At 73.9% G+C, this 24252-nt stretch carries 20 protein-coding genes; 9 read left to right on the forward strand and 11 right to left on the reverse strand.

Going from position 1 to position 24252, the window contains the following annotated elements:
• Positions 1-1437, forward strand: a 1437-nt coding sequence (locus E1262_RS28585; RefSeq protein WP_238993089.1) for a helix-turn-helix transcriptional regulator, incomplete at its 5' end; no start/stop codon positions are given.
• Here E1262_RS28585 and E1262_RS28590 read toward each other — a convergent pair.
• The 5 genes from E1262_RS28590 to E1262_RS28610 form a co-directional block, all read right to left on the reverse strand.
• Complete coding sequence (locus E1262_RS28590; RefSeq protein ID WP_420810568.1) at positions 1430-2857, reverse strand: APC family permease; 1428 nt, start codon at positions 2855-2857, stop codon at positions 1430-1432. The two genes, E1262_RS28585 and E1262_RS28590, sit on opposite strands and share 8 nt — an antisense overlap.
• Positions 2858-2955: 98 nt before the next feature.
• Complete coding sequence (locus tag E1262_RS28595) at positions 2956-3726, reverse strand: LOG family protein (protein WP_132107743.1); 771 nt, start codon at positions 3724-3726, stop codon at positions 2956-2958.
• Between the two features lie 304 nt (positions 3727-4030).
• Complete coding sequence (dapE, locus tag E1262_RS28600; protein WP_132107744.1) at positions 4031-5098, reverse strand: succinyl-diaminopimelate desuccinylase; 1068 nt, start codon at positions 5096-5098, stop codon at positions 4031-4033.
• Between the two features lie 69 nt (positions 5099-5167).
• A complete protein-coding gene (locus E1262_RS28605) occupies positions 5168-5872 on the reverse strand; it encodes a class I SAM-dependent methyltransferase (protein ID WP_132107745.1) in 705 nt (234 codons plus the stop codon).
• A 277-nt stretch (positions 5873-6149) separates the two neighbouring features.
• On the reverse strand, positions 6150-6845 hold the full coding sequence (locus tag E1262_RS28610; protein ID WP_132107746.1) for a VOC family protein: 696 nt from the start codon (positions 6843-6845) through the stop codon (positions 6150-6152).
• Between the two features lie 70 nt (positions 6846-6915).
• Here E1262_RS28610 and E1262_RS28615 point away from each other — a divergent pair, with 70 nt between their 5' ends.
• A complete protein-coding gene (locus tag E1262_RS28615) occupies positions 6916-7560 on the forward strand; it encodes an RNA polymerase sigma factor (RefSeq protein WP_132107747.1) in 645 nt (214 codons plus the stop codon).
• A complete protein-coding gene (locus E1262_RS28620; RefSeq protein WP_132107748.1) occupies positions 7557-8648 on the forward strand; it encodes a hypothetical protein in 1092 nt (363 codons plus the stop codon). The genes E1262_RS28615 and E1262_RS28620 overlap by 4 nt, the downstream gene beginning before the upstream one ends.
• 13 nt (positions 8649-8661) lie before the next feature.
• Here the strand turns inward: E1262_RS28620 and E1262_RS28625 are convergent, their stop codons facing one another.
• Positions 8662-9288 carry a peptidase inhibitor family I36 protein gene (locus tag E1262_RS28625; RefSeq protein WP_132107749.1) on the reverse strand — a complete coding sequence of 209 codons (627 nt, stop codon included), beginning with the start codon at positions 9286-9288 and terminating at the stop codon, positions 8662-8664.
• A 90-nt stretch (positions 9289-9378) separates the two neighbouring features.
• On the opposite strand from E1262_RS28625, the gene dapD reads away from it, so the two are divergent.
• The 4 genes from dapD (at position 9379) to E1262_RS28645 (ending at position 14591) form a co-directional block, all read left to right on the forward strand.
• A complete protein-coding gene (gene dapD / locus E1262_RS28630; RefSeq protein ID WP_132107750.1) occupies positions 9379-10308 on the forward strand; it encodes a 2,3,4,5-tetrahydropyridine-2,6-dicarboxylate N-succinyltransferase in 930 nt (309 codons plus the stop codon).
• 52 nt (positions 10309-10360) lie between these two features.
• Complete coding sequence (locus E1262_RS28635) at positions 10361-11338, forward strand: VldE C-terminal domain-containing protein (RefSeq protein ID WP_203454638.1); 978 nt, start codon at positions 10361-10363, stop codon at positions 11336-11338.
• A 2-nt stretch (positions 11339-11340) separates the two neighbouring features.
• Entirely contained in the window at positions 11341-12915 is a 1575-nt protein-coding gene (locus E1262_RS28640; protein ID WP_132107751.1) for a gamma-glutamyltransferase family protein, read from the forward strand.
• A gap of 83 nt (positions 12916-12998) precedes the next feature.
• The gene (locus E1262_RS28645; RefSeq protein WP_132107752.1) at positions 12999-14591 is read left to right on the forward strand and encodes a hypothetical protein; all 1593 of its coding nucleotides are present in this window, start codon (positions 12999-13001) and stop codon (positions 14589-14591) included.
• Between the two features lie 198 nt (positions 14592-14789).
• Here E1262_RS28645 and dapC read toward each other — a convergent pair whose 3' ends face one another.
• Complete coding sequence (dapC, locus tag E1262_RS28650) at positions 14790-15884, reverse strand: succinyldiaminopimelate transaminase (protein WP_238993091.1); 1095 nt, start codon at positions 15882-15884, stop codon at positions 14790-14792.
• A gap of 2 nt (positions 15885-15886) precedes the next feature.
• A complete protein-coding gene (gene fdxA / locus E1262_RS28655) occupies positions 15887-16216 on the reverse strand; it encodes a ferredoxin (protein WP_119662760.1) in 330 nt (109 codons plus the stop codon).
• 111 nt (positions 16217-16327) lie between these two features.
• Between fdxA and E1262_RS28660 the strand changes: the two genes are divergently transcribed.
• A complete protein-coding gene (locus tag E1262_RS28660) occupies positions 16328-17305 on the forward strand; it encodes a GNAT family N-acetyltransferase (protein WP_132107754.1) in 978 nt (325 codons plus the stop codon).
• A 79-nt stretch (positions 17306-17384) separates the two neighbouring features.
• On the opposite strand, the gene E1262_RS28665 is transcribed toward E1262_RS28660, so the two are convergent.
• From E1262_RS28665 to mshB, 3 genes are all read right to left on the reverse strand, one after another.
• Positions 17385-20996 (reverse strand): VanW family protein, encoded by a 3612-nt coding sequence (locus tag E1262_RS28665; RefSeq protein ID WP_132107755.1) that lies wholly within the window; start codon positions 20994-20996, stop codon positions 17385-17387.
• 285 nt (positions 20997-21281) lie between these two features.
• Positions 21282-21698 (reverse strand): DUF6113 family protein, encoded by a 417-nt coding sequence (locus E1262_RS28670; protein WP_132107756.1) that lies wholly within the window; start codon positions 21696-21698, stop codon positions 21282-21284.
• Positions 21695-22618, reverse strand: coding sequence for an N-acetyl-1-D-myo-inositol-2-amino-2-deoxy-alpha-D-glucopyranoside deacetylase (mshB, locus tag E1262_RS28675; protein ID WP_132107757.1), 924 nt, complete (start codon positions 22616-22618; stop codon positions 21695-21697). The genes E1262_RS28670 and mshB overlap by 4 nt, the downstream gene beginning before the upstream one ends.
• Before the next feature lie 118 nt (positions 22619-22736).
• On the opposite strand from mshB, the gene E1262_RS28680 reads away from it, so the two are divergent.
• Positions 22737-24068, forward strand: a complete 1332-nt coding sequence (locus E1262_RS28680; protein ID WP_162606134.1) for a sigma-54-dependent transcriptional regulator family protein — start codon at positions 22737-22739, stop codon at positions 24066-24068.
• The last annotated feature ends 184 nt before the right edge of the window (positions 24069-24252 follow it).

The raw sequence follows: 24252 nt of genomic DNA on the forward strand, positions 1-24252 counted from the left end.
ACGCCGCGGCGGGCCAGGCTGCTGCAGAAATACGTCTCGCGGCTGATGATGGACGGCAAGCACCCGGAGGCCGTCGCGTTGGGCCGCGAGGCCGCCGCGCTCGCTCGCGCCGCAGGCGAGCCCGAGACGGAGTTCCGCGCCTACGTCGTGCTCGGCCCGAGCCTGGTGCACGCCGGGCAGGTCGACGACGGCCTGGACGCGCTGCGGACCGCGCACCGGCTGGCCGGCAACCGGCCCGAGTGGCTGGTCGCCTACCACATCAACATGTCCGACTCGCTGCACCTGCTCGGCCGCTACGCCGAGGCGGCCGAGGTGGCCCGCGAGGGCATCGACGGCGCCCGCTCGGTCGGTCTCGCCCGCACGCTCGGCACCATGCTCGCCGGGAACGCCGCGGAGCCCCTGCTGGCGCTGGGCCGGTGGGACAAGGCGGAGCGCATGATCGCCCGCGGGCTCGAGCTCGACCCGCCCGGCCGGCACGTCTGGCAGCTGACCGGGCTGCGGTCGTGGCTGGAGCTGTGGCGCGGCGACGTCGACGCGGCGTCGCGGTCGGCCGACGAGGTGCGCGAGCGGCTGGCCGGCCGGACGCCCGGGCCGCAGTACACGCTGCCCGCGACGCGCGCGGCCGCCGAGGCGGCGCTCGGCCGCGGCGAGCCGGACCTCGCCTGGCAGCTGATCCGGGCCGCCGTCGACGCCTCGCCCGGCCGGCAGTTCGGCTACGAGCTGCCGCTGCTTGCAGCCGCCGGCTGGGCGCTGGAGGCGCGCGCCCGCACGGCCGGCGACGGTGTGCGCGGCGGCGCGGCGCCCCTCGGGCCGGGGGACGACCGGACGGGCCCGCCGCCGGCCGGCATCGAGGCCGACGCCGCGTGGCTGCGTGGCCGGCTGGAGCCGATCGGCGACTGGGGACCGGCGCCGGTGTGGGCACCGGTGATCCGGGCGCATCTCGCCGGCCTGGATGGACCGGCGCCGGACGCCTGGCGCGCCGCGCTGGACGCCGTCGAGGCCACCGAGGGCCCGGTGCACCTGCGGCCGTTCGCCGGGTACCGACTGGGCGAGGCGTATGTGCTGCTGGGCGACCGTGCGGCCGCCGAGGAAGCGCTGCGGCGGGCGGCCGGCGAGGCGGACCGGCTCGGCGCCGGGCTGATCCGGCGGTGGATCGACGACCTCGTGCGCCGCGCCCGGCTGGGCCTGCCGCCGTCGCCGTCGGGGCCTCGTGACCACGCGTTCCCCGCGCTGACCGATCGCGAGCGCGAGGTGCTTCGTCTGGTCGCGGCCGGGCGGAGCAACCGGCAGATCGGCGAGGAGCTGTTCATCAGCACCAAGACCGCCAGCGTGCACGTGTCGAACATCCTGGCCAAGCTGGGGGTGTCGGGCCGCGGCGAGGCCGCGGCCCTCGCCCACCGGGAAGGCCTGCTGGACGACGGGGCGCGCGTCAGTTGATCGGGCCGCCCACGCCGAGGTGCTCCGGGTCGTCCATGTCGCCCTGTGGCCGGTGCAGCCGCCGGTTGACCAGCACGGTGACGACCCACAGCACGACGCCGATGGCCAGCAGGACACCGGCGATGCGGTACTGCTCGCTATCGCGCCCGGTGAACGGCGTCGCGAGGTAGGCGCAGGTGATGGCGCCGATGATCGGGATGAACGTCGGCGTGCGGAAGTGCTTGTGCTCGACGGGGTTGCGCCGCAGCACCAGCACGGCGACGTTGACGACCGCGAACACCGCCAGCAGCAGCAGTGCCGTGGTGCCGCCGAGCGCCGGCACCTCGCCGACAAACGTGATGAGGCCGACCGCCAGCAACGTGGTGAAGAGGATCGCCACCCACGGCGTGCGCCGGCTGGGGTGCACGCGTCCCAGCGGCCCGGGCAGCACCCGCTCGCGGCTCATGCCGTAGACGAGCCGGCTGGCCATCAGCATGTTGATCAGCGCGGAGTTGGCGACGGCGAACATGGTGATGAACGCGAAGATCTTCAGCGGGAAGCCCGGCGCGCCGGCCTCGACGACCTGCAGGAGCGGGGTGTCGCCCTCGCCCAGCTGGTCGACCGGCACCAGCGCGACCGCGGAGATCGCGACCAGCACGTAGATGGCGCCGGTGATGACCAGCCCGGACAGCATGACCTTCGGGAAGATCCGTACCGGCTCCTTGCACTCCTCGGCCATGTTGACGGAGTCCTCGAACCCGACCATCGCGAAGAACGCCAGCGCCGTCGCAGCGGTGACCGCACCGAAGACGCCCTGGCCGTGGGTGTCGAACTCGGTGACGCGGGACATGTCCGCCTCGCCGCCGCCGATGGCCCACAGGCCGATCATGATGATGATCAGCAGGCCGCTCAGCTCGACGCAGGTGAGCACGACGTTGGCCTTGACGCTCTCCCCGACGCCGCGGAAGTTCACCGCCGCGACCAGCCCCATGAACAGCAGGGCGACGAGAGTGACGCCGGCGCCCGTGCTCAGGTCGAGGTCGAACGCCTCGCTCAGGTTGGACGCGAACGCCCGCGACGCGGTGGACGCGGACGTGATGCCCGAGCACATGACCGTGAACGCCACGATGAACGTGACGAAGTGGATGCCGAACGCCTTGTGGGCGTACAGCGCGGCACCCGCCGCCTGCGGGTACTTCGTCACCAGCTCGAGGTAACTGAATGCGGTGAGGATCGCGACGACGAACGCGACGAGGAACGGCAGCCAGGCCGCCCCGCCGACCTCGGCGGCCACCTGGCCGGTGAGTGCGTAGACCCCGGTGCCGAGGATGTCGCCGACGACGAACAGCAGCAGCAGGCTCGGGCCCATCACCCGTTTCAGGCTGGGCTGTTCTGCGGGCTGGCGGGGAGCCTCTCCGGTCTGCACGGGCGCATCTGCCATGTGCCGCCTCCAATCGTTGCCTTGGTCTACCCCTTGGAGGCTGTACGACGCAAGCATGAAGGCGGCCAGTCCAGGCCCGGAATGCGAGAATTCCGGCGCTATTCCCGGCCCGCCGCGCGGCGCGCTTCTTCGGCCCTGGCCAGCACAGACATCACTTCGTCGAGGTCGTTGGTGACGGCTAGGAGGTCGAGGTCGACGGCCGAGATCTTCTTCTCCTCGACCAGCGTGTCACGAAGCCAGTCGACGAGCCCTTTCCAGTACGACTCACCGATCAGGATGATGGGAAATGCGGTCACTTTCTGCGTCTGGACGAGCGTCATCGCCTCGAACAGCTCGTCGAGGGTGCCGTAGCCGCCGGGGAACACCACGAAGCCCCGCGCGTACTTGACGAACATCGTCTTGCGGGCGAAGAAGTAGCGGAAGTTGACCGCGAGGTCGACGTAGCCGTTGATGCCCTGCTCGAACGGCAGCTCGATGCCCAGCCCGACGGAGGTGCCGCCGGCCTCGTGGGCGCCCTTGTTGGCCGCCTCCATGATGCCCGGGCCGCCGCCGGTGATGACGGCGTACCCGGCGCCGGACAGCCGCTCGCCGAGCTCGACGGCGAGCTGGTAGTACGGGTCGTCGGGCAGCGTACGGGCCGAGCCGAAGACGCTGATGGCCCGGCCGAGCTCGGCCAGCGCCCCGAAGCCCTCGACGAACTCGGACTGGATGCGCAGGACGCGCCAGGGGTCGGTGTGCACCCAGTCGGTGGGTCCGGCGGTGTCGAGCAGCCGCTGGTCGGTCGTCGTCACGTCGTACTGCTTCCCTCGCTTCATCACCGGCCCGGCGTACTTCTCCGCCGGCCGCTCGAACTCCTCGTGTCGGGTCATCAGCACTCCTCACGTCTCGGGCCGTGCACGTGGACTCCTTCGCTCCGCTCGTCTCGCGGTCCGGACTGACGACTCGTGGGAGCCTCCGGCCCCCAGTCGCCGCCAGTATGCACGGCCCTCCACAGGCGGCCAGGGTAGTTGGCGCGATGGCCACGCCGCGGTGAACTCCGCGCGGCGGCCCAGGAGGGCCGGGCAGACCGGCGATGAGAGGTGGCCGGAGGCCTCCTCGATATCGTCGGTGCGAGGCGCCGAGCCAGGGCGACCGTGTCTGGGGCCATGCCCGGCCCGACGACATCAGAATGACTCAGCCGGCCAGCCAGGCCCGCAGCCGCGTCTCGCACACCTCGATCTCGGCGATGTCGACGCGTTCGTCATCGGCGTGGGCGAGTTGCGGGTCGCCGGGGCCGTAGTTCACCGCCGGGACGCCGAGCGCGTCGAACCGGGCGACGTCGGTCCAGCCCACCTTGGCCCGCGGCTGCCCGCCGACGGCCGCGACGAAGGCGGCCGCGACCGGGCGGTCTAGGCCGGGCCGGGCTCCCGGCGCGGTGTCGAGCAGCCGCACGTCGTAGCCGTCGAACACCTGCCGCACGTGGTCGAGCGCCTGCGCCTCGGTCTTGGCGGGCGCGAAGCGGTAGTTGACGGTGACCTCGCAGCGGTCGGGGATGACGTTGCCGGCGATGCCGCCGCTGATGCCGACGGCGTTGAGCCCCTCGCGGTAGTCGAGGCCGTCGACGGCGACCGTGGCCGGCTGGTACTCGGCCAGCCGCTGCAGCACCGGCCCGGCCGCGTGGATGGCGTTGCGGCCCATCCACGAGCGGGCGCTGTGGGCGGCGATGCCGGTGAGCTCGACGGCGACCCGGAGCGTGCCGTTGCAGCCGCCCTCGACGGCCGCAGACGACGGCTCCATGAGCACGGCGAAGTCGGCCGCAAGCCAGGCGGGGTGCTGCCGGGCGACGCGGCCGAGGCCGTTGCGATCGGCCTCGACCTCCTCGTTGTCGTAGAAGACGTAGGTGACGTCGCTGCTCGGCGTCGGGACGTGCGCGGCCAGCCGCAGGGCGACCGCGACGCCGCCCTTCATGTCGACCGTGCCACGGCCCCAGAGCACGCCGTCGGCGAGCCGGGTGGGCAGGTTGCCGGCCACCGGCACGGTGTCGAGGTGCCCGGCCAGCACCACTCGCGAGGGCCGGCCCAGCGCCGTGCGGGCGACGACGGTGTCGCCGTCGCGATCGACCGTGAGGTGCCCGGCGGTGCGCAGCGCGGCCTCGACGGCGTCGGCCAACGGCCCCTCCTTGCCGCTCGGGGACGCGAGGTCGCACAGCTGCGCCGTCAGCGCCGGCGCGGGGAGGTCGAGGTCGAGAACGGTGCCCACAATCGCCCCAGCCTACGGGGTGCGCGAGGGACGCCGGCGTCCCGACTGGTCCTCTCGCCCTTGCGACTAGGGCTACGGCGCGGCGGTCAACACGTAGTCGGCGACGAAGCGATCTTCGCTGTATACCGCGTTGCGGATCTCGAAGCCTGCCGCCTCGATCATCGGTTCCAGGAGCCACGAGTAGGTCGAGTGCTCGTCGCGCACGTGCTCTTCGGCGTCTTCGCGGGTCCATTCGGTGTGATCTGCTCCGATGGCCGCGCACCAGGCCTCGATACGCTCCTCTGCCTCGTCGACGCCGAATGCGAACACGACGTCGGACAAGCGAAGGAGACCGCCAGCAGGCAGCATCGCGCGGATCCGGTGCAGCGCGATGGACTTCCAGAAGTCGGGCAAGTGGTGAAGAGCCCAGCGGCTGTAGACGACGTCGGGGGCCGCGCCCTGATGCTCGTAGGTCAGAAAGCCGGCCTCGACCACCTCGAGGTTCGAGTCTCGTTGCCGGACCGAGTCCCGCAATCTGGCCAGCATCACCGGCGACGGGTCGACCGCTACGACGCGGCCGAACGATTCGGCGGCGGCGAGCGCGAACTGACCCGTTCCGGCTCCGAGGTCGACGACTACGGACTCGGGCCCACATCCCAGCGACTCGAGCAGTGCAACTTCCCGGGCTGCTCCGGCATCTTCCTTGTCGTCGTAGCGGGCCACGTGAGCGGGGTCGAGGTTCTCTCGTCCGATGGAAGCCACCTCGTCGAGCTGCCAGGCCGCCCTCGTCGTGGTCATGCCCAGACGATAAACCCTGCCGGTTGATCATGGAGAAGGTCGGCTCTGAAGTCGCGGGAAACCCGACCTTCTCCATGATCAACACGACGTGGCCCATCCATTGCCGCCCCGGCCACCACTTCGCGCCTGATCGTCGGCGCAGGGTCACGGTGACCTTGCCGAGGCTCCCGGAAGGGTGGACGATCGGTCGCCGGCGCTGTGCCGAGGACAGCGCCACCGCGCCGAGCGGTCCACCGTGCCAAGGTGGCCCCGTGAACGGTGCGGGCCCTGGCGACCTCTAGGACCGCGGGGTGAAGGCGCAGAACTCGTTGCCCTCGGGGTCGGCCATGACGTGCCAGCTGATGTCGTCGTCAGGCTCCCGCAGCACCGTGGCGCCGCGCTCGGTGAGCAGGCCGACGTCGGCGACGCCGACGTCCCAGTGAACGCGGTTCTTCACCGTCTTGGGCTCGGGCACGGGGACGAAGCACAGGTAGTCGAACGGCAGCCGGCCGTCGCTCTCGAGCGCTGCGAAATGCTCTTTCGGCTCGCGCTCAGGGACCAGCCCGAACAGCTCGCCCCACCACGCGGCCTGCGCATGGGCGTCGGCGCAGTCGACCACCACCTCGTAGAGCCGGCCCGGCAGGGAGCGCCGTTGCGGCCGGAGGAAGGCGCAGAACTCGCCGCCGTCGGGGTCGGCCATGATGTGCCAGGAGTTCTCGTCGTCGGGCTCGCGCCGCACGGTGGCGCCGAGCCCCAGCAGGCCCTTGAGGTCGCCCACTTCGACGTCGAGGTGCACGCGGTTCTTGGCCGTCTTCGCCTCGGGCACGGCATCGACCCAGACGTGCGTGCCTTCTTCTTGGCCCAGCAGATGCGTAGGATCGTCTGCGTCTGGCCGGCGGTCCAGCGCCGCTGCCCAGAACTCGGCGAGTCGGGGCTGGTCGCTGGCGTCGAGGCAGAGTGCCTGCCACGTGGCGACGGGCGGTGTCTGGCTCATGACGGCAACGCTAGCCGAGCACTCCGACACCCTTGACCGCACGAGTACCCAGCCAGGTGACCCGACGACGATGACCTCTCTGCCGGCCGCTCCGCCCGACGACCAGCATCTCTGGTCGCGGGCGCGCCGAGGCGACCCGGCGGCGTTCGGCGAGTTGTTCACCCGGCACTCCACGGTGGTCTACAACTACTGCTTCCGGCTCACCGGCAGCTGGAAGACCGCGGAGGACCTCACGTCGGTCGTCTTCCTCGAGGCCTGGCGCAAGCGCGAGGACGCCGCGGCGCTCGCCGGGTTCGTGCCCTGGCTGCTGGGCCTGGCCGGCCGGGTGGCCCGCAACAGCACGCGTGCCGTGCGCCGGCACCGCCGGCTGCTGGCCAAGTTGCCGCCCGCCGTCATCGCCGGCGGAGCCGCGGACGCCGCACCGCCCCACGATCCCGCGGACGCCGCGGCGCGGGCCGACGACGAACGGCACATGAAGCAGGTCCTGCGGGTATTCCGGCGGTTGCCGAAGCAGGAACAGGAGGTGCTCGCGCTGTGCGTCTGGGGCGAGCGCACCTACGCCGAGGCCGCCGTTGCCCTCGGAATCCCCGTCGGCACAGTACGCTCGCGATTGGCGCGAGCCCGTGCTCACATGGAGCGGCTCACCGAGGCCGCGGCCACGAAGACAGCCGAGCCGCGACCCGGCTCGCGCCCCGAAGGAGCGCACCACACATGAGTTCCACCGGCATGAACCTCGTGTTCGACCTGCCGCCCCGGCGGGAGCTGCCCGCCGACCGCCGCGACGCCATGCGCCGGCTGCTCGAGGATGCGGTCGCCGGCCGGCCACGCGCCCGGGTACTGCCGGCGCCGCGGCTGCCACGGGTCCGGCCGGCGCTGTTGCCGGTGGCGGGCCTGGCGACGGCGTCCGCGGTGGCCGCGGCGGTCCTCGTCGTGGGCGACCTCGGGTCCGACGGCGCCGACACCGCGCACGCGGCCACGCCGCCGGTGCTGGCCGCGGAGCTGGCCATGGGGCAGCCGGCCGGTGCGGAGCTCCGGTCGCTGGCGGCCCAGACGCAGACGCAGATCGACACCACCGCCGCCGCCGACACCACCGTCACCACCGTCACCACCGAGAGCTGGCTGCTGACGGTGACAGAGACGGGCGCCGCCGACGGTGGACAGCCGGCCGAGGGCCGCGCGCCGGTCGAGGGCGCCGCCGCCGGCCTGTCGCAGGGCGCGCCCGCCGTCACGTCCGCCGTCGTGCCGGTGCTGCGTGAGCAGCGGTTCTTGGCCGACGGCTCGGTGCACGTGCGCGAGACGCAGGGTGAGCCGCGGTTCCCGACCGAGGAGTGGAGCGAGGCCGACGACGCCGCCACCCCGGGTGCCGTCCTGCTCGACGAGACCATCCCGGCCGGCGGCCTGGCGTCGGGCTATCCGGAGCGGCTGGCCACCGACCCCGCCGCGCTGCGTGAGCAGCTGCTCGCCGTCTGGCCGCAGGCCGACGACACCGCGGCGGCGCTCTTCCAGGCGCTGCACGAGGTCGCCTCGACCCGCGTGGTGGACGCCTCGATCCAAGCCGCGGCACTGACGATGCTCGCCCAGGAGCCCGGCGTCGTGGCGCTCGGCGAGACCACCGACCGGCGCGGCCGCGCGGCCGTCGCGTTCGGCACCGACAGCGACGACACCGGCCTGGACCGCCGCCACGTGCTCATGGTCGATCCCGGCACAGGCCGGCTGCTGGGCTACGAGGAGGTCCTCACCCGCGACACCGGCGGCCTGGACGTCGACGCGCCGGTGGTCACGACCTACACCGTCTTCCTCTGACGGCCGCGCCCAGTCAGGCGCTGGAGCAGGTCCAGTAGCTCATCCGGTTGTCGGCGCTCGAGCCGACGTAGGAGTCGCTGGTACCCGGCACCATGGTCCAGAGCCGGGACCCGCCGACGTAGTCGTAGGCGTGGTAGTTCCGGCTGGAGTTGCGGTTGACCCACGACGACGTGTTGTTGTCGAAGCCCCACGAGCTGGCGTAGCCCGAGCACGTGCTCGAGAACTGGTAGCGGGCGCCGTCGAAGTTCGATGCCGTGTAGAAGCAGTAATAGCCCCAGGGGCAGGTCGATGCGCTGCCCCGCGCCTCGACGCCACTGGCGGGCTGCAGCGGGGCGGCCAGTTCGGCCAGCCCGAGCGCTTCGACCACGTCGGACCGGACACCGTCGCCGAGACCGAGCGGCGCCGCGTCGTCGCCGGGGTTCGGCCACACGACCACGACCTCGCCGTCGTCCCAGGCCATGGCGTTGTCGGAGAGCTGGACGCCGCCCGGCTGCTCCGCCAGCGCCGCGGCCATCTCGGCCGCGAGCGGGCCGGTGGGTTCCGCCTCGCCGGTGATAGCGCCGCCGTTCGCACCGCCCGCCGCCACCAGCATCGTCGTCGCGACCCCTGCAAGGGTGGCGAGCAGCCGTCGTCGCACCATCGGCGCCTCCCAGCTCTCGTGTCTCCATCGGCACGCGGCGCGGACACCCGCCGCGCTCACGCATGTCGCCGCGTTTCGTAGGCTGAGCCCATGACCGACGAGCGACAGGCATGGGGCTTCGGACTGGCCACCATAGCCGCAGATGGAACGATCTTGGATGTTTGGTACCCATCGCCAGCTCTCGGCAAACCGCCCGTCTCGTCCGACGCCCTCATCGAGCTGCGCGACCTGGAGGGCGAGGACCGCGACCGCGGGGTCCGCCGGGCCGTCGTCCAGACCGCCATCGACCTCGACGCGCCGCCCGCCGACGCCCGGGACGCCTATCTCCGGCTGCATCTGCTCTCGCATCGCCTGGTCGCCCCGCACAGGCAGAACCTCGACGGCCTGTTCGGCGTGCTGAACAACGTCGTGTGGACCAACCACGGCCCGTGCGTGGTCGAGGAGTTCGAGCGGACCCGGCTGCGGCTGCTGCGCCGCGGCCCGGTCACGGTGTACGGCATCGACAAGTTCCCGCGCATGGTCGACTACGTCGTGCCGGCCGGTGTGCGCATCGCCGACGCCGACCGCGTCCGGCTCGGCGCGCACCTGGCCGCCGGCACCACCGTCATGCACGAGGGGTTCGTGAACTTCAACGCCGGCACGCTCGGCTCGTCCATGGTCGAGGGGCGCATCTCGTCCGGCGTGGTGGTCGGTGACGGCTCCGACGTCGGCGGCGGCGCGTCGATCATGGGGACGCTTTCCGGCGGCGGCAAGGAGGTCATCTCCGTCGGCCAGGGCTGCCTCATCGGCGCCAACGCGGGCATCGGCATCTCGCTCGGCGACGGCTGCGTCGTCGAGGCCGGCTGCTACATCACCGCCGGCACGAAGGTCGGGCTGCCCGACGGCCGGGTGATCAAGGCGATGGAGCTGTCCGGCCGCGACGGCCTGCTGTTCCGCCGCAACAGCGTCACCGGGGCGGTCGAGGCGCTGGCTCGGTCCGGCGACTGGGGCGGGTTGAACGCCGTCCTGCACGCCAACTAGCGACCGGCCCGCCCGGAACCACCCGCCCGGTCACGGACGTTCTCTCGGTCAAATGAGTCGTGCTGCCCGCCTGACGGCCACCATCGGGACCCTGCTCGCCCTCGGCGGGTGCCTCGCAGCGCTGCTCATCTGGTGGGTGGGCGGCGACGACAACCCGCTGCTGCGCCGCGACGACTGCCGGGCCACCGTCGACGGCCGCACCGTCGCGCTGTCGCCGGAGCAGGCCCGGCACGCCGCCACCATCGCGGCAGTCGCGATGGAGCGCGGCCTGCCGGCGCGCGCCGTCACCATCGCCCTGGCGACGGCGTACCAGGAGTCCGACATCTACAACATCGACTACGGCGACCGCGACTCCCTCGGGCTGTTCCAGCAGCGGCCGTCGCAGGGCTGGGGCACGCCGGAGCAGGTGCAGGACCCCGTCTACGCCGCGGGCGCCTTCTACGACGCGCTGGTACGGATCCCGAACTACCGCGACCTCGAGGTCACCGTCGCCGCGCAGGAGGTGCAGCGCAGCGCCTTTCCGGACGCCTACGCCGACCACGAGGACGACGCCCGGGTGCTGGCGTCGGCGCTCACCGGCAACTCCGAGGCCGCGTTCTCCTGCGCGTTCCAGCCCGGCGACCACGCCGTACAGGCCGAGGGCGAGGACGGTCTCACCGACCGAGCCCGCGCCGTCCGCGACCAGCTGGCCAGCACGTTCGACGACCTCGACATCGGCGGCTTCCAGCCCGGCGGCGTCGACTCCGGCCACATCGAGGGGTCCGCGCACTACGACGGCCGGGCGCTGGACGTCATGTTCGAGCCGTACGACGACGCCGAGGTGAACCGCCGCGGCTGGGCGGTGGCCCAGTGGGCCGTCGCGAACGCCCAGGAACTGGGCATAGCGACCATCATCTACGACGACAGGATATGGTCGGCGCGCCGGTCCGACGAAGGTTGGCGCGAGTACACCCACCCGTCCGGTGACACCACAGACGTCACCCTCCGCCACCTGGACCACGTCCACATCGACGTCGCCGAAGGGTCGTGAGGATGACGGGCAGTCCAGGCGGGGTCGTCTCGACGCCGCATACGCTGAGCACGCGCGCCGGCGTCCACGTCCTGCAGGCCGGCGGCAACGCCGTCGACGCCGCGATCGCCGCCTGCGCCGTGCAGGGCGTGGTGGCGCCGGAGACCTGCGGCATCGGCGGCGACCTGTTCGCGTTGGTGCACCGCCCGGGCGACGCCGCTCCGCTGGCGCTGAACGCGTCCGGGCGCGCGGGGTTCGGCGTCGACGCGGCGGCGCTGCGAGCGGCGGGGCACGACGAGATCCCGCGCAACCATCCGGCCGCGGTCCCGGTGCCGGGCTGCGTCGACGGCTGGGTCGCCTTGTCGTCGCGGCTGGGCCGGCTGGGGCTGGCTGCCGTGCTCGAGCCTGCCATCCGGCTGGCCGAGGAGGGTTTCCCGGCCAACGACGAGCTGGTGGCGGCGTTCCGGGCCGGTGCGGCGGCGCTGGCCGGGGTCGAGGCGGCGCAGCCGATGCTCGCAGCCCGCCACGGCTCCACCGTCGTCCGCGCGCAGCTGGCCGCGACCCTGCGGCTGGTCGCCGACGGCGGCCGCGCGGCGTTCTACGAGGGCGCGCCCGGCCGGGCGATCAGCGCCGCCGTCGATGGCGTCATCACCGCCGACGATTTGCGCCGCGACCAGGCGGACTGGGTCGACCCACTGTCAGTGGACGTGTGGGGCACCACCGGCTGGACCGTCCCGCCCAACTCGCAGGGCTACCTCGGCATCGGCGGCTGCGCCGTGCTGGAGCGGCTCGGCTGGGCCGACGACCCCGCCGACCCGCAGTCCTGGCACCTGCAGATCGAGGCCCAGCGCGCGCTGGCCGCCGAGCGCGACGACGTCGCCGTCGACCCGGGCCGGGTCCCGGTGGGCCTGGACCGGCTGCTCGATCCGACCCGGCTGGACGCCGTCGCCGCCTCCGTCGACACCGCCGCCGCGCGCGACCGGCACGCGCCGCTGCTGGCCGCGGGCGGGACGGCGTACCTGTGCGTCGTCGACGGCGAGGGCATGGGCGTCTCGCTGATCCAGTCCAACTTCCACGGCATCGGCTCGCTGCTCGGGGCCGGCTCCACGGGGTTCCTGCTGCACGACCGCGGCCGCGGGTTCTCGCTGGTCCCAGGACATCCGGACGAGCTCGCGCCCGGCCGCCGGCCACTGCACACGCTGTCGCCGACGCTGTGGACCCGCGGCGGGCGGCTGGCGATGATCTTGGGCACCCGCGGTGGCGACGTCCAGCCGCAGCTGGTCCAGCAGATCGCCGCGTTCGCGCTGGGCGCCGGACTGGACCCGGACGAGGCCCAGGCGCGGCCGCGGTGGACGATCGAGCCGCCGGCCGCCGCGCCCGGCACGCCGGCGCCGTTCGGGTCGCGCGTGCGGGTCGAACCCGACGTCTCCGCCCGGGTCGTCGACGGCCTGCGCCGGCGCGGCCACGACGTCATCCCGGCCGACGGCCCGCAGGCGGGCTGGGGCCCGGTCTCGGTCATCAAGGTCGATGACGCCAGTGGCTGGCGTCTGTCCGCCCGCGATCCGCGGGTCGCGACGACGGCGGTCGCGACGGCGTGACCGGCGACGATTCCGCCTTGCCCTTGTGGGCCTCGCCGCCCTCTGGGACCTCGCGGTCTGCCTCCGGTTAACTTAGGGAGACCATGAGCACGCCCACACCGCCGCCTCCGCCGCCGTCGTCCCCCACGACGCCGATCCCGCCGGTCTCGCCCGAGCCGGAACCGCGCGGCGCCGGCTCGCGGACCGCCGTCTGGCAGGTCGCCACGGCCATCGCGCTCGCCGTCGGGCTGGTGCTCGCCGGCGTGACGTACCTGGCCATGGACCAGCGGGTCGACGACCTGCGGGCCGAGCGCGACGCCGCCCGCGAGGAGCTGGCCGAGGCGCAGGAGGAGTCGGAATCCTCGGAGCTGGGTGGCCTCGAGGACCTGCTCGGCGAGGGTGGGCTCGAAGGGCTGCTCGGCGGTGAGGGCGGCGGGCTCGAGGACCTGCTCGGCGACCTCGGCGGCATGGGCGACCTCGACCCGGTCCTGCTCGAGTGCCTCGGCTCCGGCGGGCTGGGCCTGGGTGGCGGTGGCGACTCGATCCCCGACGGCGACCTCGAGACCCAGGTGGCGGCGATCCAGCAGCTGGTCGAGGAGGAGCGAGGGCTGCCGGCCGGCGACGAGGTCGACATCGAGTTCGTCAGCCTCGACGAGGTCCAGCGGCGCGCCGTCGAACTCACCCAGGACGAGCTGGACCCCCAACGGGCCGCCGTCGACTCCCGGCTGCTCGCCGCGCTGGGCGCCGTCGAGCCCGGCACCGACCTCGTACAGGCCCAGCTCGACGCGCTGGACGCCGGCGTCGGCGGCTTCTACAACCCCGAGACGCAGCAGCTGGTCATCGGCTCGGAGGAGATGGACGGGCTCGGTGCGCTCGTCACGGCGCACGAGTTGGTGCATGCGCAGGCCGACGCCGCCATGGGGCTGCCCGACCAGGAGGCCATCGCCCTGGACTCCGGGTCCGACGCCGCCTATGCCGCGCTCAACGCCATCGAGGGCGACGCGTCGCTGTACAGCCAGCAGTTCATCGGCCGGCACCTGCCGCTGGACGAGCTGCTGGCGCTGCAGGAGGCGTCCGGCCAGACGTCGGCCGACCTCGACGCGCTGCCGCACTTCGTCGCCCGGCAGCTGGAGTTCCCGTACGTCGAGGGCATGACGTTCACCTGCGACGTCTTCCTCGACGGCGGATGGGAGGCCGTCGACCGCACCTACACCGAGGTGCCGACCACGACGGCGCAGATCCTGTTCCCCGACCGCTACCACGCCGAGGAGGACGCCGTCGACGTGCGCGACCCGGCAGGGCTGGACGGCTGGGAGGTCGTGCGCGCCGACACCTTCGGCGCGGCCGACCTGCTCTTCCTGCTCGAGGCGCCCGGCGACGACGAGAACGCGGCGCTGTCCGACCCGAAGGACCGGGTGGCGGCCTGGGCCGGCGGCGAGGTCGCTGTCTGGGGCCGCGGCGAGGACACTGCCCTCACCCTGGTGCTGGCCGACCGCGGCGAGGATGGCGCCACGCCGCTGTGCGACACCGTCACCGAGTTCTACCCGGCGGCCTTCCCGGACGCGGAGGTGTCCGAGGACGGCGGCCGGACGGTGTTCACCGGCGCCGACCAGTCGGCCGTCGTGGCGTGCTCCGGTTCCGAGGTGGCGCTGGGAATCGGCCCGGACCCGCAGACCGCGGCCGCCGCCATCGGGTGAAATGAGGCTCACGTGGTGAGATTTCGCCGCGATCCGGGGCACGTCACGAGGTTTTCTGGAGCATCACCAGGCCTGCAATCGTGGTGAGGCTGCAGAAATCCTGGTGATGTAGGCGATCCTTGCCCGACGAACCCTGACACGCTGACCCAAGGAAACAGCAGAAGCGCCTCATATCCAGGCGGGGGCGCCGAGAGCGAGTCAGGCGGTGAGGCGCTTGGCGGCGGCGTCGACGCGCTCGTCGGTCGCCGTCAACGCGATGCGGACGTGCGAGCCGCCTGCGGCGCCATAGAACGCGCCCGGAGCGGCCAGGATGCCGCGGTCGGCCAGCCAGCCGACGGCGTCCCAGCACGGCTCGTCGCGGGTCGCCCACAGGTACAGGCCGGCCGTCGAGTGGTCGATGCGGAAGCCGGCCTCGGCCAGCGCCGCCCGCAGCACGTCACGCCGGCGCGCGTACCGCGACCGCTGCTCCTCGACGTGCGCGTCGTCGTCGAGGGCGGCCGTCATGGCGGCCTGCACAGGGGTCGGCACCATGAGGCCGGCGTGCTTGCGCACCTCGAGTACCCGGCGGACCAGCGCGGGGTCGCCGGCGACGAAGCCGGCGCGGTAGCCGGCCAGGTTCGACCGCTTGGACAGCGAGTGCACGGCCAGCAGGCCGTCGAGCGAGCCGCCGTTGACCGCGGGGTCGAGGATGGAGACCGGCCGCTCCTCCCAGCCCAGCTCGAGGTAGCACTCGTCGGAGGCGACGACGGCGCCGCGCTCGCGCGCCCAGTCGACCACCTTGGCCAGGTGCGCGGCCGGCAGTACCCGGCCGTGCGGGTTGGCCGGCGAGTTCACCCAGATCAGGCCGACCCGGCGCGGGCCGAGCGCCGTGACGGAGTCGCTGGCGACCGGGTCGGCCCCGGCCAGCCGCGCGCCGATGTCGTACGTGGGGTAGGCCAGCTCGGGGAACACGACGGCGTCGCCGGGGCCCAGCCCGAGCAGCGTCGGCAGCCAGGCCACCAGCTCCTTCGAGCCGATGGTCGGGATGACGGCGCCGGCGTCGAGGCCCTGGGCTCCGGCCCGGCGGGCGAGCCAGCGCACGGCCGCCTCGCGCAGCGCGGCCGTGCCCAGCGTCGTCGGGTAGCCCGGGGCGTCCGCCGCCGCGGCCAGGGCGTGGCGGACCACCTCGGGCGTGGGGTCGACCGGCGTGCCGACCGAGAGGTCGACGATGCCGTCGGGGTGCGCGGCCGCCCGCTCGGAGTACGGGACCAGGGCGTCCCAGGGAAAGTCGGGCAGCTGCAGCCGCTGCGGCACCTTCAGTGCCCCTCGTGCTCCTGCGGGGGCAACGCCGCGATCAGCGCGTGGTCCTTGTCGATGGCGCCGAGCTTCGCCGCGCCGCCGGGCGAGCCGAGGTCGTCGAAGAACTCCGCGTTGGCCTGCGTGTAGTCCTTCCACTCGCCAGGGACATCGTCTTCGTAGAAGATCGCCTCGACGGGGCAGACCGGCTCGCACGCACCACAGTCGACGCACTCATCCGGGTGGATGTAGAGCATCCGCTCGCCCTCGTAGATGCAGTCGACCGGACACTCCTCGACGCAGGCGAGGTCCTTGAGGTCGACGCAAGGCTGCGCGATGACGTACGTCACGGCGGTGTCCTCCTATCGCAAGCCCATCCGGCGTACACCGGTTCGGCTACTCAGTCGTGCTCACCTCTAGTATCGCGTTGCCCGTAATCCATCGTGCACCAAGGTCAGCCTATGAGACAGCCCAGTACGAATCAGGACCCGTCCGACCTGGTCGGACGGCGTGTCGTGGTCCGGTACCGCCTCCACGGCGAGGAGTTCGGCGCCACCGACGTCCTCGGCGTGCTGGAGGCCGCCGGCGACAAGCTACGCGTCCGGCCGTCGCGCGGCGGTGAAGTGGTCGCGGTGCCTGCGGGCGACGTCATCGTCGTCAAGGAGATCCCGGAGCTGACGGTGACCCGCCGCGACGTCCGCGATCTCGAGGCGGCGGCGCTGCATGGCTGGCGGGCGCTGGAGTCGGAATGGACCGGCGGCTGGCTGCTCCGCGCCGCTCGCGGGTTCACCGGACGAGCCAATTCCTGCATGCCGCTGGACGACCCCGGGCGGCCGCTGCCGGACGCCGTCGAGCTGGTGGAGCGGTGGTACCGGTCGCGCGGGCTGGTGCCGGCGTTCCAGGTGCCGGAGCCGCTCGGGCGGGCGCTCGGACCGGTGCTGGACGCGCGCGGCTGGCCGAGCCCGGAGGACCGCACGTTCGTCATGGTGGCGCCGATGTCCGTGGTGCGCGGCGCGGAGCGGGCCGGGCTGCCGCCGGTCCGGGTCGACGACCGGCCCGATGACGACTGGCTGGCCGGCTACCACTACCGGGGCGGGGAGCTGCCCGCGCACGCCGTCGACGTCCTCGTCAACGCCGAGACCGTCGGGTTCGCCTCGGTGGACGACGACGGCGTGCGGGTCGCGATCGCGCGGGGCGCGGTCAGCGACGCGCCGAGCGGCCGCCGCTGGCTCGGTGTGACGGCGGTCGAGGTGGCGACGCCTGCCCGGCGGCGCGGGCTGGGCGGCCACATCGTCGCCGGACTGGCGGCGTGGGCGGACCGGCTCGGCGCCACGGACGTGTACCTGCAGGTCGCCGAGCCGAACGAGCCGGCCCGCGCGACGTACCGCAGGGCCGGCTTCGCCGAGCACCACGCGTACCACTATCGCCGGCTGGGCTAGCCCAGCGCCGACCGCGAGGTCCCAGACGGCAGCGAGTCCCACGAGGGAAAGGGGAGCAGCCGACGGCAGCGGTCCCTCGTCAGCCCTCTCCCCCGTCGCCGCCGTCGTTGCCGCCGCCCTGGTCCTCGCCGGGGTCGGGCCCGCAGATGACGCGGTGGTTGGGGTTGTAGGTCCACGGGTCGGCCTCGTCCTTGACGAGCGTGCCCTCAGGGTCCCAGACCTGCCGGTACGACGTGATGTCGAAGCCCTGGCTGCCGCCCTGCGCCTGGCAGTTGTCCGACGTGTCGTAGATGGTCTGCGGCGAGGTGAAGTTGGACCGGTCCGAGACCGACGTCTCGACGCGGTAGTACTCCGTGCTCCAGATCTTCACGTTGAGCGTGCCCTGGTTGCCGGGCGTGCTCCGCGTGAAGCTGGTGTCGACGACGACGCCATACGGGGTGTCGTTGACGAACCGCATGTCCTTCGAGCCCCAGGCGACAGTGGCCTCCTGGCCGACCGGGTAGCGGTCGAAGTAGATCGAGTGCGGCCAGTGCTCGACGTCCTCGAGGCCGGCCAGGAAGGCCGCGTGGAACGTCGTCGTCGCCACCTGGGACACCCCGCCACCCAGCGACTCCTCCAGCCGGCCGCCGTTGATGATGGTGCCGGCCGTGAAACCGTTGGCCTCGGTTCGCTCGCCGACGATGCCGTTGAGGCTGAACTCCTCGCCCGGCAGCAGCAGCGTGTTGTCGATGCGCCCGGCCGCGGTGCCGATGTTGACGTTGCGGTAGTCGGCGTGCGGGAACCGGGTGGTGAACTCGGCCACCACCTCGGTGACGCCGAGTTCCTCGGCCGCCGCGGTGGTGAGCGCCGGGTCGACCTCGGTCAGCTCCACGGCGGCCTGCCGCGCGTCGCCCTCGGCGGTCAGCACCGGCAGCAATGCGGCGCTGAGCGTCTCGGGCGCGATGCCCATGCCGCGCTCGGCCGGCACGACGACCGGCTCGCCGCCCTCGATGGTGATGGTGGCGTCGCGGCCCTCCTGGCCGACTTCCGCCAGCAGGTCGCGGGCGACCTCCGTCAGCTTGGCGCCGTCGAGCGCGGGCTGCAGCGTGCCGGCGTCGTCGGGCGCCATGGTGAGCGCCTGGCCGACCAGGTCGGGCGGAAGTTCGACGCTCTCCTCCCCCGCGACGACCGTCACGGGTGCCGACATCGCCGGCTCGGCGAACTCGGCGACGGCGCGCTGCACCTCCTCGGCGCTGACCGCGGGCTGCACCTCGTCGATGGCCAGCTGGACGTCGCCGATGGGCAGGCTGGACTCGGTGCCGAAGAACGCGCCCTCGAGCCGCTCGACGGTGGCGTCGACGTCGACCGCACGGCCCGGCTGCGGCTCGCTGGTGACGACCTCGCCGCCGTCGAACGCGACCGCCCCGTTCACCGGCTCGACGTCGGCCTGCGCGGCGATCTCGGTGAGCGTGGCCTCGAGCGCCGCCCGGTCGATGGCCGGGACCGGCGTGGTCTCGCCGCCACCGAGCAGCGCCTGGAACAGCGAGACCGGGTTGGCGCTGCCGCCCGGGACCTCGTCGATCGTCGCCGGCACGTCGACCGTCAGGCCGGCCGCCGAGGGAACCACCTCGAAGGAGGTCTCCTCCTCGCCGATGGTCAGGTGGAACGGCTGGTCGACGACCGCCGGCAGCTGCGCGTTGAGCGCCTCCTCGGCCTCGTCCCGCGTCATCCCGCCGACCTCGATGCCCGCGACGGTCGCGCCCCGGGCCAGCGAGCCGCCGGCCACGGCGTAGGCGATGCCGTAGCCGATGCCCAGCACCACGACGACCGCTGCCACGACGAGCGCCGCCACCCGAGCCTTGCTCCGGCCGCCGGAACTCGTGCCGTCGTCGTTGCTGTCGTCGCCGCCGTTACCGTCGCTGCCGTTGCCGTCGCCGCCGCGCTTGGACGAGTCGAGCAGGGCGGCCGCAGTGGCGGCCTGCCCGAAGGAGCGCTGCTGCTGCCGCCGCGAAGCGCGACCCGGCGCCGAGTCCGCGGCGTCCTGGCCGGCTTCGGCGGTGGGCGCGCCGCCCTCGGTAGCGGCGCCGGCGCCCGCGCCGGCCGGGGCGAGGACCGCCGGCGGGACCGGCGAGCCGGGCACCGTCGGGGCGTCGCCGGCGCCGAGCGCCTCGGTCGGCTGCTCGTCCTGGTCACGGCCCGGGGCGGTGTAGATGCCGGCCGCCCGGACGCCGGGCTCCCGACGCGGCCGCGCCTGCTCTGCGGCGCGGGCTGCGTCGGCGACGACGGCCGGCTCGGCGGCGCCGTCCGCGTCGGCCCGCTCCGGCTCAGCCGGCGCGGTCGGCTCCGGGCCGCCCTGCTGGGCCGCATCGGGCCGACTCTGGTCGGCCGCGTCGGCGCGGCTCTGGTCGGGGTTGTCCTGCTCGGCTGCGACGGGGTGCCCCTGGTCGGCGCGGCCGGCCGCGTCGCCGGACGCGGTGGCGTCGGACGGGGTCGCGCCCGCGTCGGCGGCGGGCGACTCGGCACCGTGACCGGCAGCCGCGGCCACGCCGGCCGCGGCGGCGGCGCGGGCCCTGGCCGCGAGCACATCCTGCACGACGCGGGGCTCCTCGTACCGAGGGCCGTTCCCGTCGGCCGCCGAGGTCGGCGCCGGGCCGGACAGGCGCGGGTCCGCTGGGGGCTGACCGGCGCGATCGCGGTCCTTGACGTTCGAGCGGCCGGGTGCCGGCCGCTGCGCCGACGGCGCCGCGGCGGATCCGTTCGCCGGAGGCTCCTGCGCGTCGCGGCGGCCGGCCGCGGCCTCGGACTGCTCGGCGATCCGGGCGCGGGCGCGGGCAGCCTGGGCTCCCGAGAACGCCTGCGCCGTGGCGGCGAACCGCGCCTCGTCGGCGGCCGGACGGGCCTGCATCGCCCCGGCGGCGCGTGGCTCCGGCTGGATCGGCGGCAGCATCGACGGCTGCGGCGACGCCGCGCCCGGCGGCGCCGACGTCGGGCGCTGACGGGTCGGCAGTGCCTCCGCGGACGGGGTGGCGTCCAGCGCTCCGCCGCGGCCCGGCGCCGCGTCGGCACGCCGCACCTCCTGCGCGGCGGCGTCGCGGGACGGCAGGGCCTCGGTGCCGGCACCTCGCGACAGCGCGGTCGGTGCCTCGCTGCCGGCGTTGCGCGATGGCGCGGCGTCACCACCGTCGCGCGAGGGCGCGGTCTCAGGCGCGGCCGGCGTCGTGGTGCCGGTCTGTGGCTCGCGGGCGGCCGGCGCCCCGCGCGTCGCGCGAGTGTCGGGCGCGGCGGGAACCGCCTCAGCCGGGCGCGGCGTCCGGGCGTCGCCCGCGGGCCGGCCACCGTCGGGGGCCTCTGGTCGCTGGTCGTCCGGCCGGCCGCCGTCCTGGCGGTGACCGTCCTCCGGCTGCTGGCGCGCGGCGCTCGGGCGGGCGTCGATCACGCGCGGACGCGTAGTGGCGCCCGTGACCGGGCCCCGCGCCGGACCGCCCGCGGCGGCGCCGGCGGTCTCCCCGGCGGCCGGAGCGCCGTCACGGCCCTCGGCAGCCGCGCGGGCGTCCGCCGTCGGTGCCTCCGTCCCGGCCCTGGCGTCCACCGCGACCTTGGCTTCCGCAGCCGCGCGGGCCTTGGCCGCACGCTTCGCTGCGAGCGCGGCCGCAGACGCGGCGACGGTGGTGCGCCGCACCGGCGCGGCGCCCGCAGCAGCGCCAGCACTCACGCCAGAACGCCCGCCGTCGGCAGAAGCCGGCCGCGCGGATGTGCCGTTCGTCTCAGTGGCGGGGTCGGCGGATGCGTTTCCGGCCGGCCCGGTAGGGTCAGCGGAGGACGTCACCGCCGGCCCGTCGGCGGGTCGGCGGGGCTCGAGGCCGACCGCGTCACCACGGTCAGTGGAACCGGCCGTGGCATCGCCATGGTCAGGTGGATTGTCGGTCACGCTAGGGCACCTATCGGTTTGAATATGCGCAATTCGTGAGTAGTCAGGTCTTGCCCCGCGCATCTTACGTCACTCGTCGAGCCGATCTCGCCTCTCGGCGCCGAGACCCAGGACGAGGGCCAGGCCGGTCGTGCCGCCGAAGAGAAAGACCAGGCCGGCTTCGTCGCCGAGGATGACGCGGTCGTCGCCCGGAGGCTCCTGACCCAGCCACAGGACGGGCACCAGCCACAGCAGCGCCACCACCGCGAGCCCCACCCGGCTGCGCGCGCACGCCCGGGCCAGCACGCCGAGCGCGACGGCACCGCCGACCGCCAGCAGGATCCCGGCCGGGTTCTGCCAGCGGTGCACGAACGCCCCGGCGACGGCGACCACGACCGCGACCGCCCCGAGGCCGGCGACGGCGAGCGCGGACAGCACCCGGCCCCGCCGCGACGGACCCGGCGCCGGTCCGGGCCGTACCGGCGCCGCCCCGGGCGCGACGGTCACGGCGCGACGCCGGCGAAGAGATCGGTCTCGAAGCCGGTCACGGGGTCGGCCGGCCCGCGGCGGCCGTGCGCCAGCCGGAAGTACTCCTGCGCCCAGACGGGCTGCCCCACGTTGTCGGAGAGCGTGAAGTACGGCCACTGCACGTCGATCTGCGTGGCGTGCGCCCGCATGGCCGCCAACTTGGCGTCGAGGTGATCGGAACCGTCGATGACGGCGTCGACGTCGGCGAGATCGACCACGTATCCGAAGTCGTCGGCCGAGGCGATGTTCTCGAACCCGGTCCCGCCGCGCTCGCGCAGCACCGTCAGCGCCTCCTGCAGTACCTCCCGCGGCGTCGCCGTCCAGTACACCTTGGCGACGTCCCAGGCGGGGCCGAGGTCGGTGCGGTAGGAGCGGACGGCGGCGAGGTCGCGCGCGTAGGTGGCCACCCGGTGCGCCTGGATGTGGTCGGGGTGCCCGTAGCCGCCGTGCTCGTCGTAGGTGACCAGCACCTGCGGCCGGACCTCTCGGATGACGGCGACGAGGTGGTCGGCGGCCTCTTGGAGGTCGGCGGACCAGAACGCGCGCGGGTCGAGCTGGCCGGGCGTCACCGCGCGACGGCCGTCGGGCCCCCAGACCATGCCGGAGTCGCGATACTGACCCGGACCACCGAGGAACCGGTGGTCGGTGACCTTCAGCTGCGCCATGGCGTCGGCCAGCTCGCCGGCCCGGTGTGGTCCGAGGGCGTCGTCGTGCTCGGGTGCGAGATGGGCAAGCTCGGGCAGCACGATCTCGCCCTGCTCGCCCTGTGTGCAGGTGACGAGCGTGACCTGGCCGCCCTCGGCGGCGTAGCGGGCCATGGTGGCGCCGGTGCCGATGGACTCGTCGTCGGGGTGGGCGTGCACCAGCAGCAGCCGGCGGTCGGGAAGCTGGACGGGCATGCACCCAGCCTATGCAGCCGCTCCGACAGGCCGCCGAACACCGGGGTTCGGCCGTCCAGACCTCCCGGGACGCCCTACTCTAAGCGTGTCCGCGGACCACCTCCCCAGGAGGATTGTCGTGTCTAGCCTCAATGCTGACCGCGAGGTTTCCGGCGGCAGCGAGCCCCACAGGGGACAGGGAATCAGCCTCTCGCTCGCGCTCCCGAACGGCGTCGACCCGGTCAGCCGCTGGCGCACCACGGCCCGGGCCCACGAGAACTTCCTGCGGTCCGATCCCCACGGCCACGCCGAGGTCCGGCCGGTCGTCCTGGAGTCGTGGCGGCGGTCCGCCGCCCTTCGCGTCGACCCCGACCGGCGCGACTCGCCGATGGCGCTGGTCGACGACGCACTCGAGGAGGCGCGCGCCACCCACCCGCTGCGGCACGCCATGCCGGTGGTACGCCGGCTGCTGGTCGACGACGCCGCCGACGCCGGCGTGCTGGTCATCGTCGGCGACGCCCGGGGCCGCATCCTCTGGGCGGAGGGCGACGACGACCTGCGCCGCCGGGCCGAGCGCCTGCATCTGCAGGCCGGCGCCGACTGGTGCGAGGACGCCATGGGCACGAACGCCATCGGCACGGCCCTGGCGATCGGCGACACCGTGCAGGTCTTCGGCAGCGAGCACTACGCCCGCAGCGTCCAGCCGTGGAGCTGCACCGCGGCGCCGATCCGCGACCCGCGCACCGGCCATGTCCTCGGCGTGCTGGACATCACCGGCGGCGCCTCGGTCGTGGCGCCGCAGTCGGCGTTCCTGGTCCGGTCCGCCGTCGCGGCCGTCGAGGCGGAGCTGCGGCTGGTCGGCGGCGCCGTCGCGGCCACGCCCGGCAGCCGGCTGGAGATCCTCGGCCGCCCGCGCGGGCGGCTGGTGCACCTCGGCCGGAGCGTCGAGCTCAGCCTCCGGCACACCGAGCTGCTGCTCCTGCTCGCCGAGCACCCCGACGGGTTGTCCGCCAGCGAGCTGGCCTGGCAGCTGTACGAGCACGACGCCGCCGAGGTCACCGTCCGCGCGGAGATGTCGCGGCTGCGCAAGGCCGTCCCCGAACTCGTGTCGCCGGCGGGCCAGTACCGCCTGCGCACGGAGTTGCGCACCGACGCCATGGATGTCGCCGACCGACTGACCCGCGGCGACCACCGCGGCGCAGTCGAGCTGTACCGGGGCGACCTGCTGCCGCGATCGGCGGCGCCGGGGGTCGTCACTCTGCGCTACCGGCTGCACGGCTGGCTGCGCAACGTGCTCCTGCAGTCCGGCGACGGCGAGGCGCTGCGGCGCTACGCGATGTCGCCGTCCGGCCGTGAGGACGCGCAGATCTGGCGGGCCTGCCTGGACGGGCTGGCGCCAGGCTCACCGCAGCGCGCCGAGGCCGCCGCCGTTCTGGCCGGCCTGGACGGCGAGCTCGGCCACACCGGCTGACCCAGCCGGGCTCGTCCGGGACGCCACGCAGAGTTCGACCGGGCGGGCGCCATGAATCAGCCGGGCTCGTCCGGGACGCCACGCAGAGTTCGACCGGGCGGGCGCCATGAATCAGCCGGGCTCGTCCGGGACGCCACGCAGAGTTCGACCGGGCGGGCGCCATGAATCAGCCGGGCTCGTCCGG

It is taken from the genome of Jiangella aurantiaca (genome assembly GCF_004349105.1).
Lineage (GTDB): Bacteria > Actinomycetota > Actinomycetes > Jiangellales > Jiangellaceae > Jiangella > Jiangella aurantiaca.

Excerpts from the sequence above, each read along its gene's own strand:
- E1262_RS28610 (WP_132107746.1), bottom strand. The coding sequence starts at position 6,845 with ATGAGCCAGACACCGCCCGTCGCCACGTGGCAGGCACTCTGCCTCGAC.
- E1262_RS28590 (WP_420810568.1), bottom strand. The coding sequence starts at position 2,857 with ATGGCAGATGCGCCCGTGCAGACCGGAGAGGCTCCCCGCCAGCCCGCA.
- mshB (WP_132107757.1), bottom strand. The coding sequence starts at position 22,618 with ATGCCCGTCCAGCTTCCCGACCGCCGGCTGCTGCTGGTGCACGCCCAC.
- E1262_RS28615 (WP_132107747.1), top strand. The coding sequence starts at position 6,916 with ATGACCTCTCTGCCGGCCGCTCCGCCCGACGACCAGCATCTCTGGTCG.
- E1262_RS28620 (WP_132107748.1), top strand. The coding sequence starts at position 7,557 with ATGAGTTCCACCGGCATGAACCTCGTGTTCGACCTGCCGCCCCGGCGG.
- E1262_RS28635 (WP_203454638.1), top strand. The coding sequence starts at position 10,361 with ATGAGTCGTGCTGCCCGCCTGACGGCCACCATCGGGACCCTGCTCGCC.
- E1262_RS28640 (WP_132107751.1), top strand. The coding sequence starts at position 11,341 with ATGACGGGCAGTCCAGGCGGGGTCGTCTCGACGCCGCATACGCTGAGC.
- E1262_RS28605 (WP_132107745.1), bottom strand. The coding sequence starts at position 5,872 with ATGACCACGACGAGGGCGGCCTGGCAGCTCGACGAGGTGGCTTCCATC.
- E1262_RS28645 (WP_132107752.1), top strand. The coding sequence starts at position 12,999 with ATGAGCACGCCCACACCGCCGCCTCCGCCGCCGTCGTCCCCCACGACG.
- dapD (WP_132107750.1), top strand. The coding sequence starts at position 9,379 with ATGACCGACGAGCGACAGGCATGGGGCTTCGGACTGGCCACCATAGCC.
- E1262_RS28595 (WP_132107743.1), bottom strand. The coding sequence starts at position 3,726 with ATGACCCGACACGAGGAGTTCGAGCGGCCGGCGGAGAAGTACGCCGGG.
- E1262_RS28625 (WP_132107749.1), bottom strand. The coding sequence starts at position 9,288 with ATGGTGCGACGACGGCTGCTCGCCACCCTTGCAGGGGTCGCGACGACG.
- E1262_RS28660 (WP_132107754.1), top strand. The coding sequence starts at position 16,328 with ATGAGACAGCCCAGTACGAATCAGGACCCGTCCGACCTGGTCGGACGG.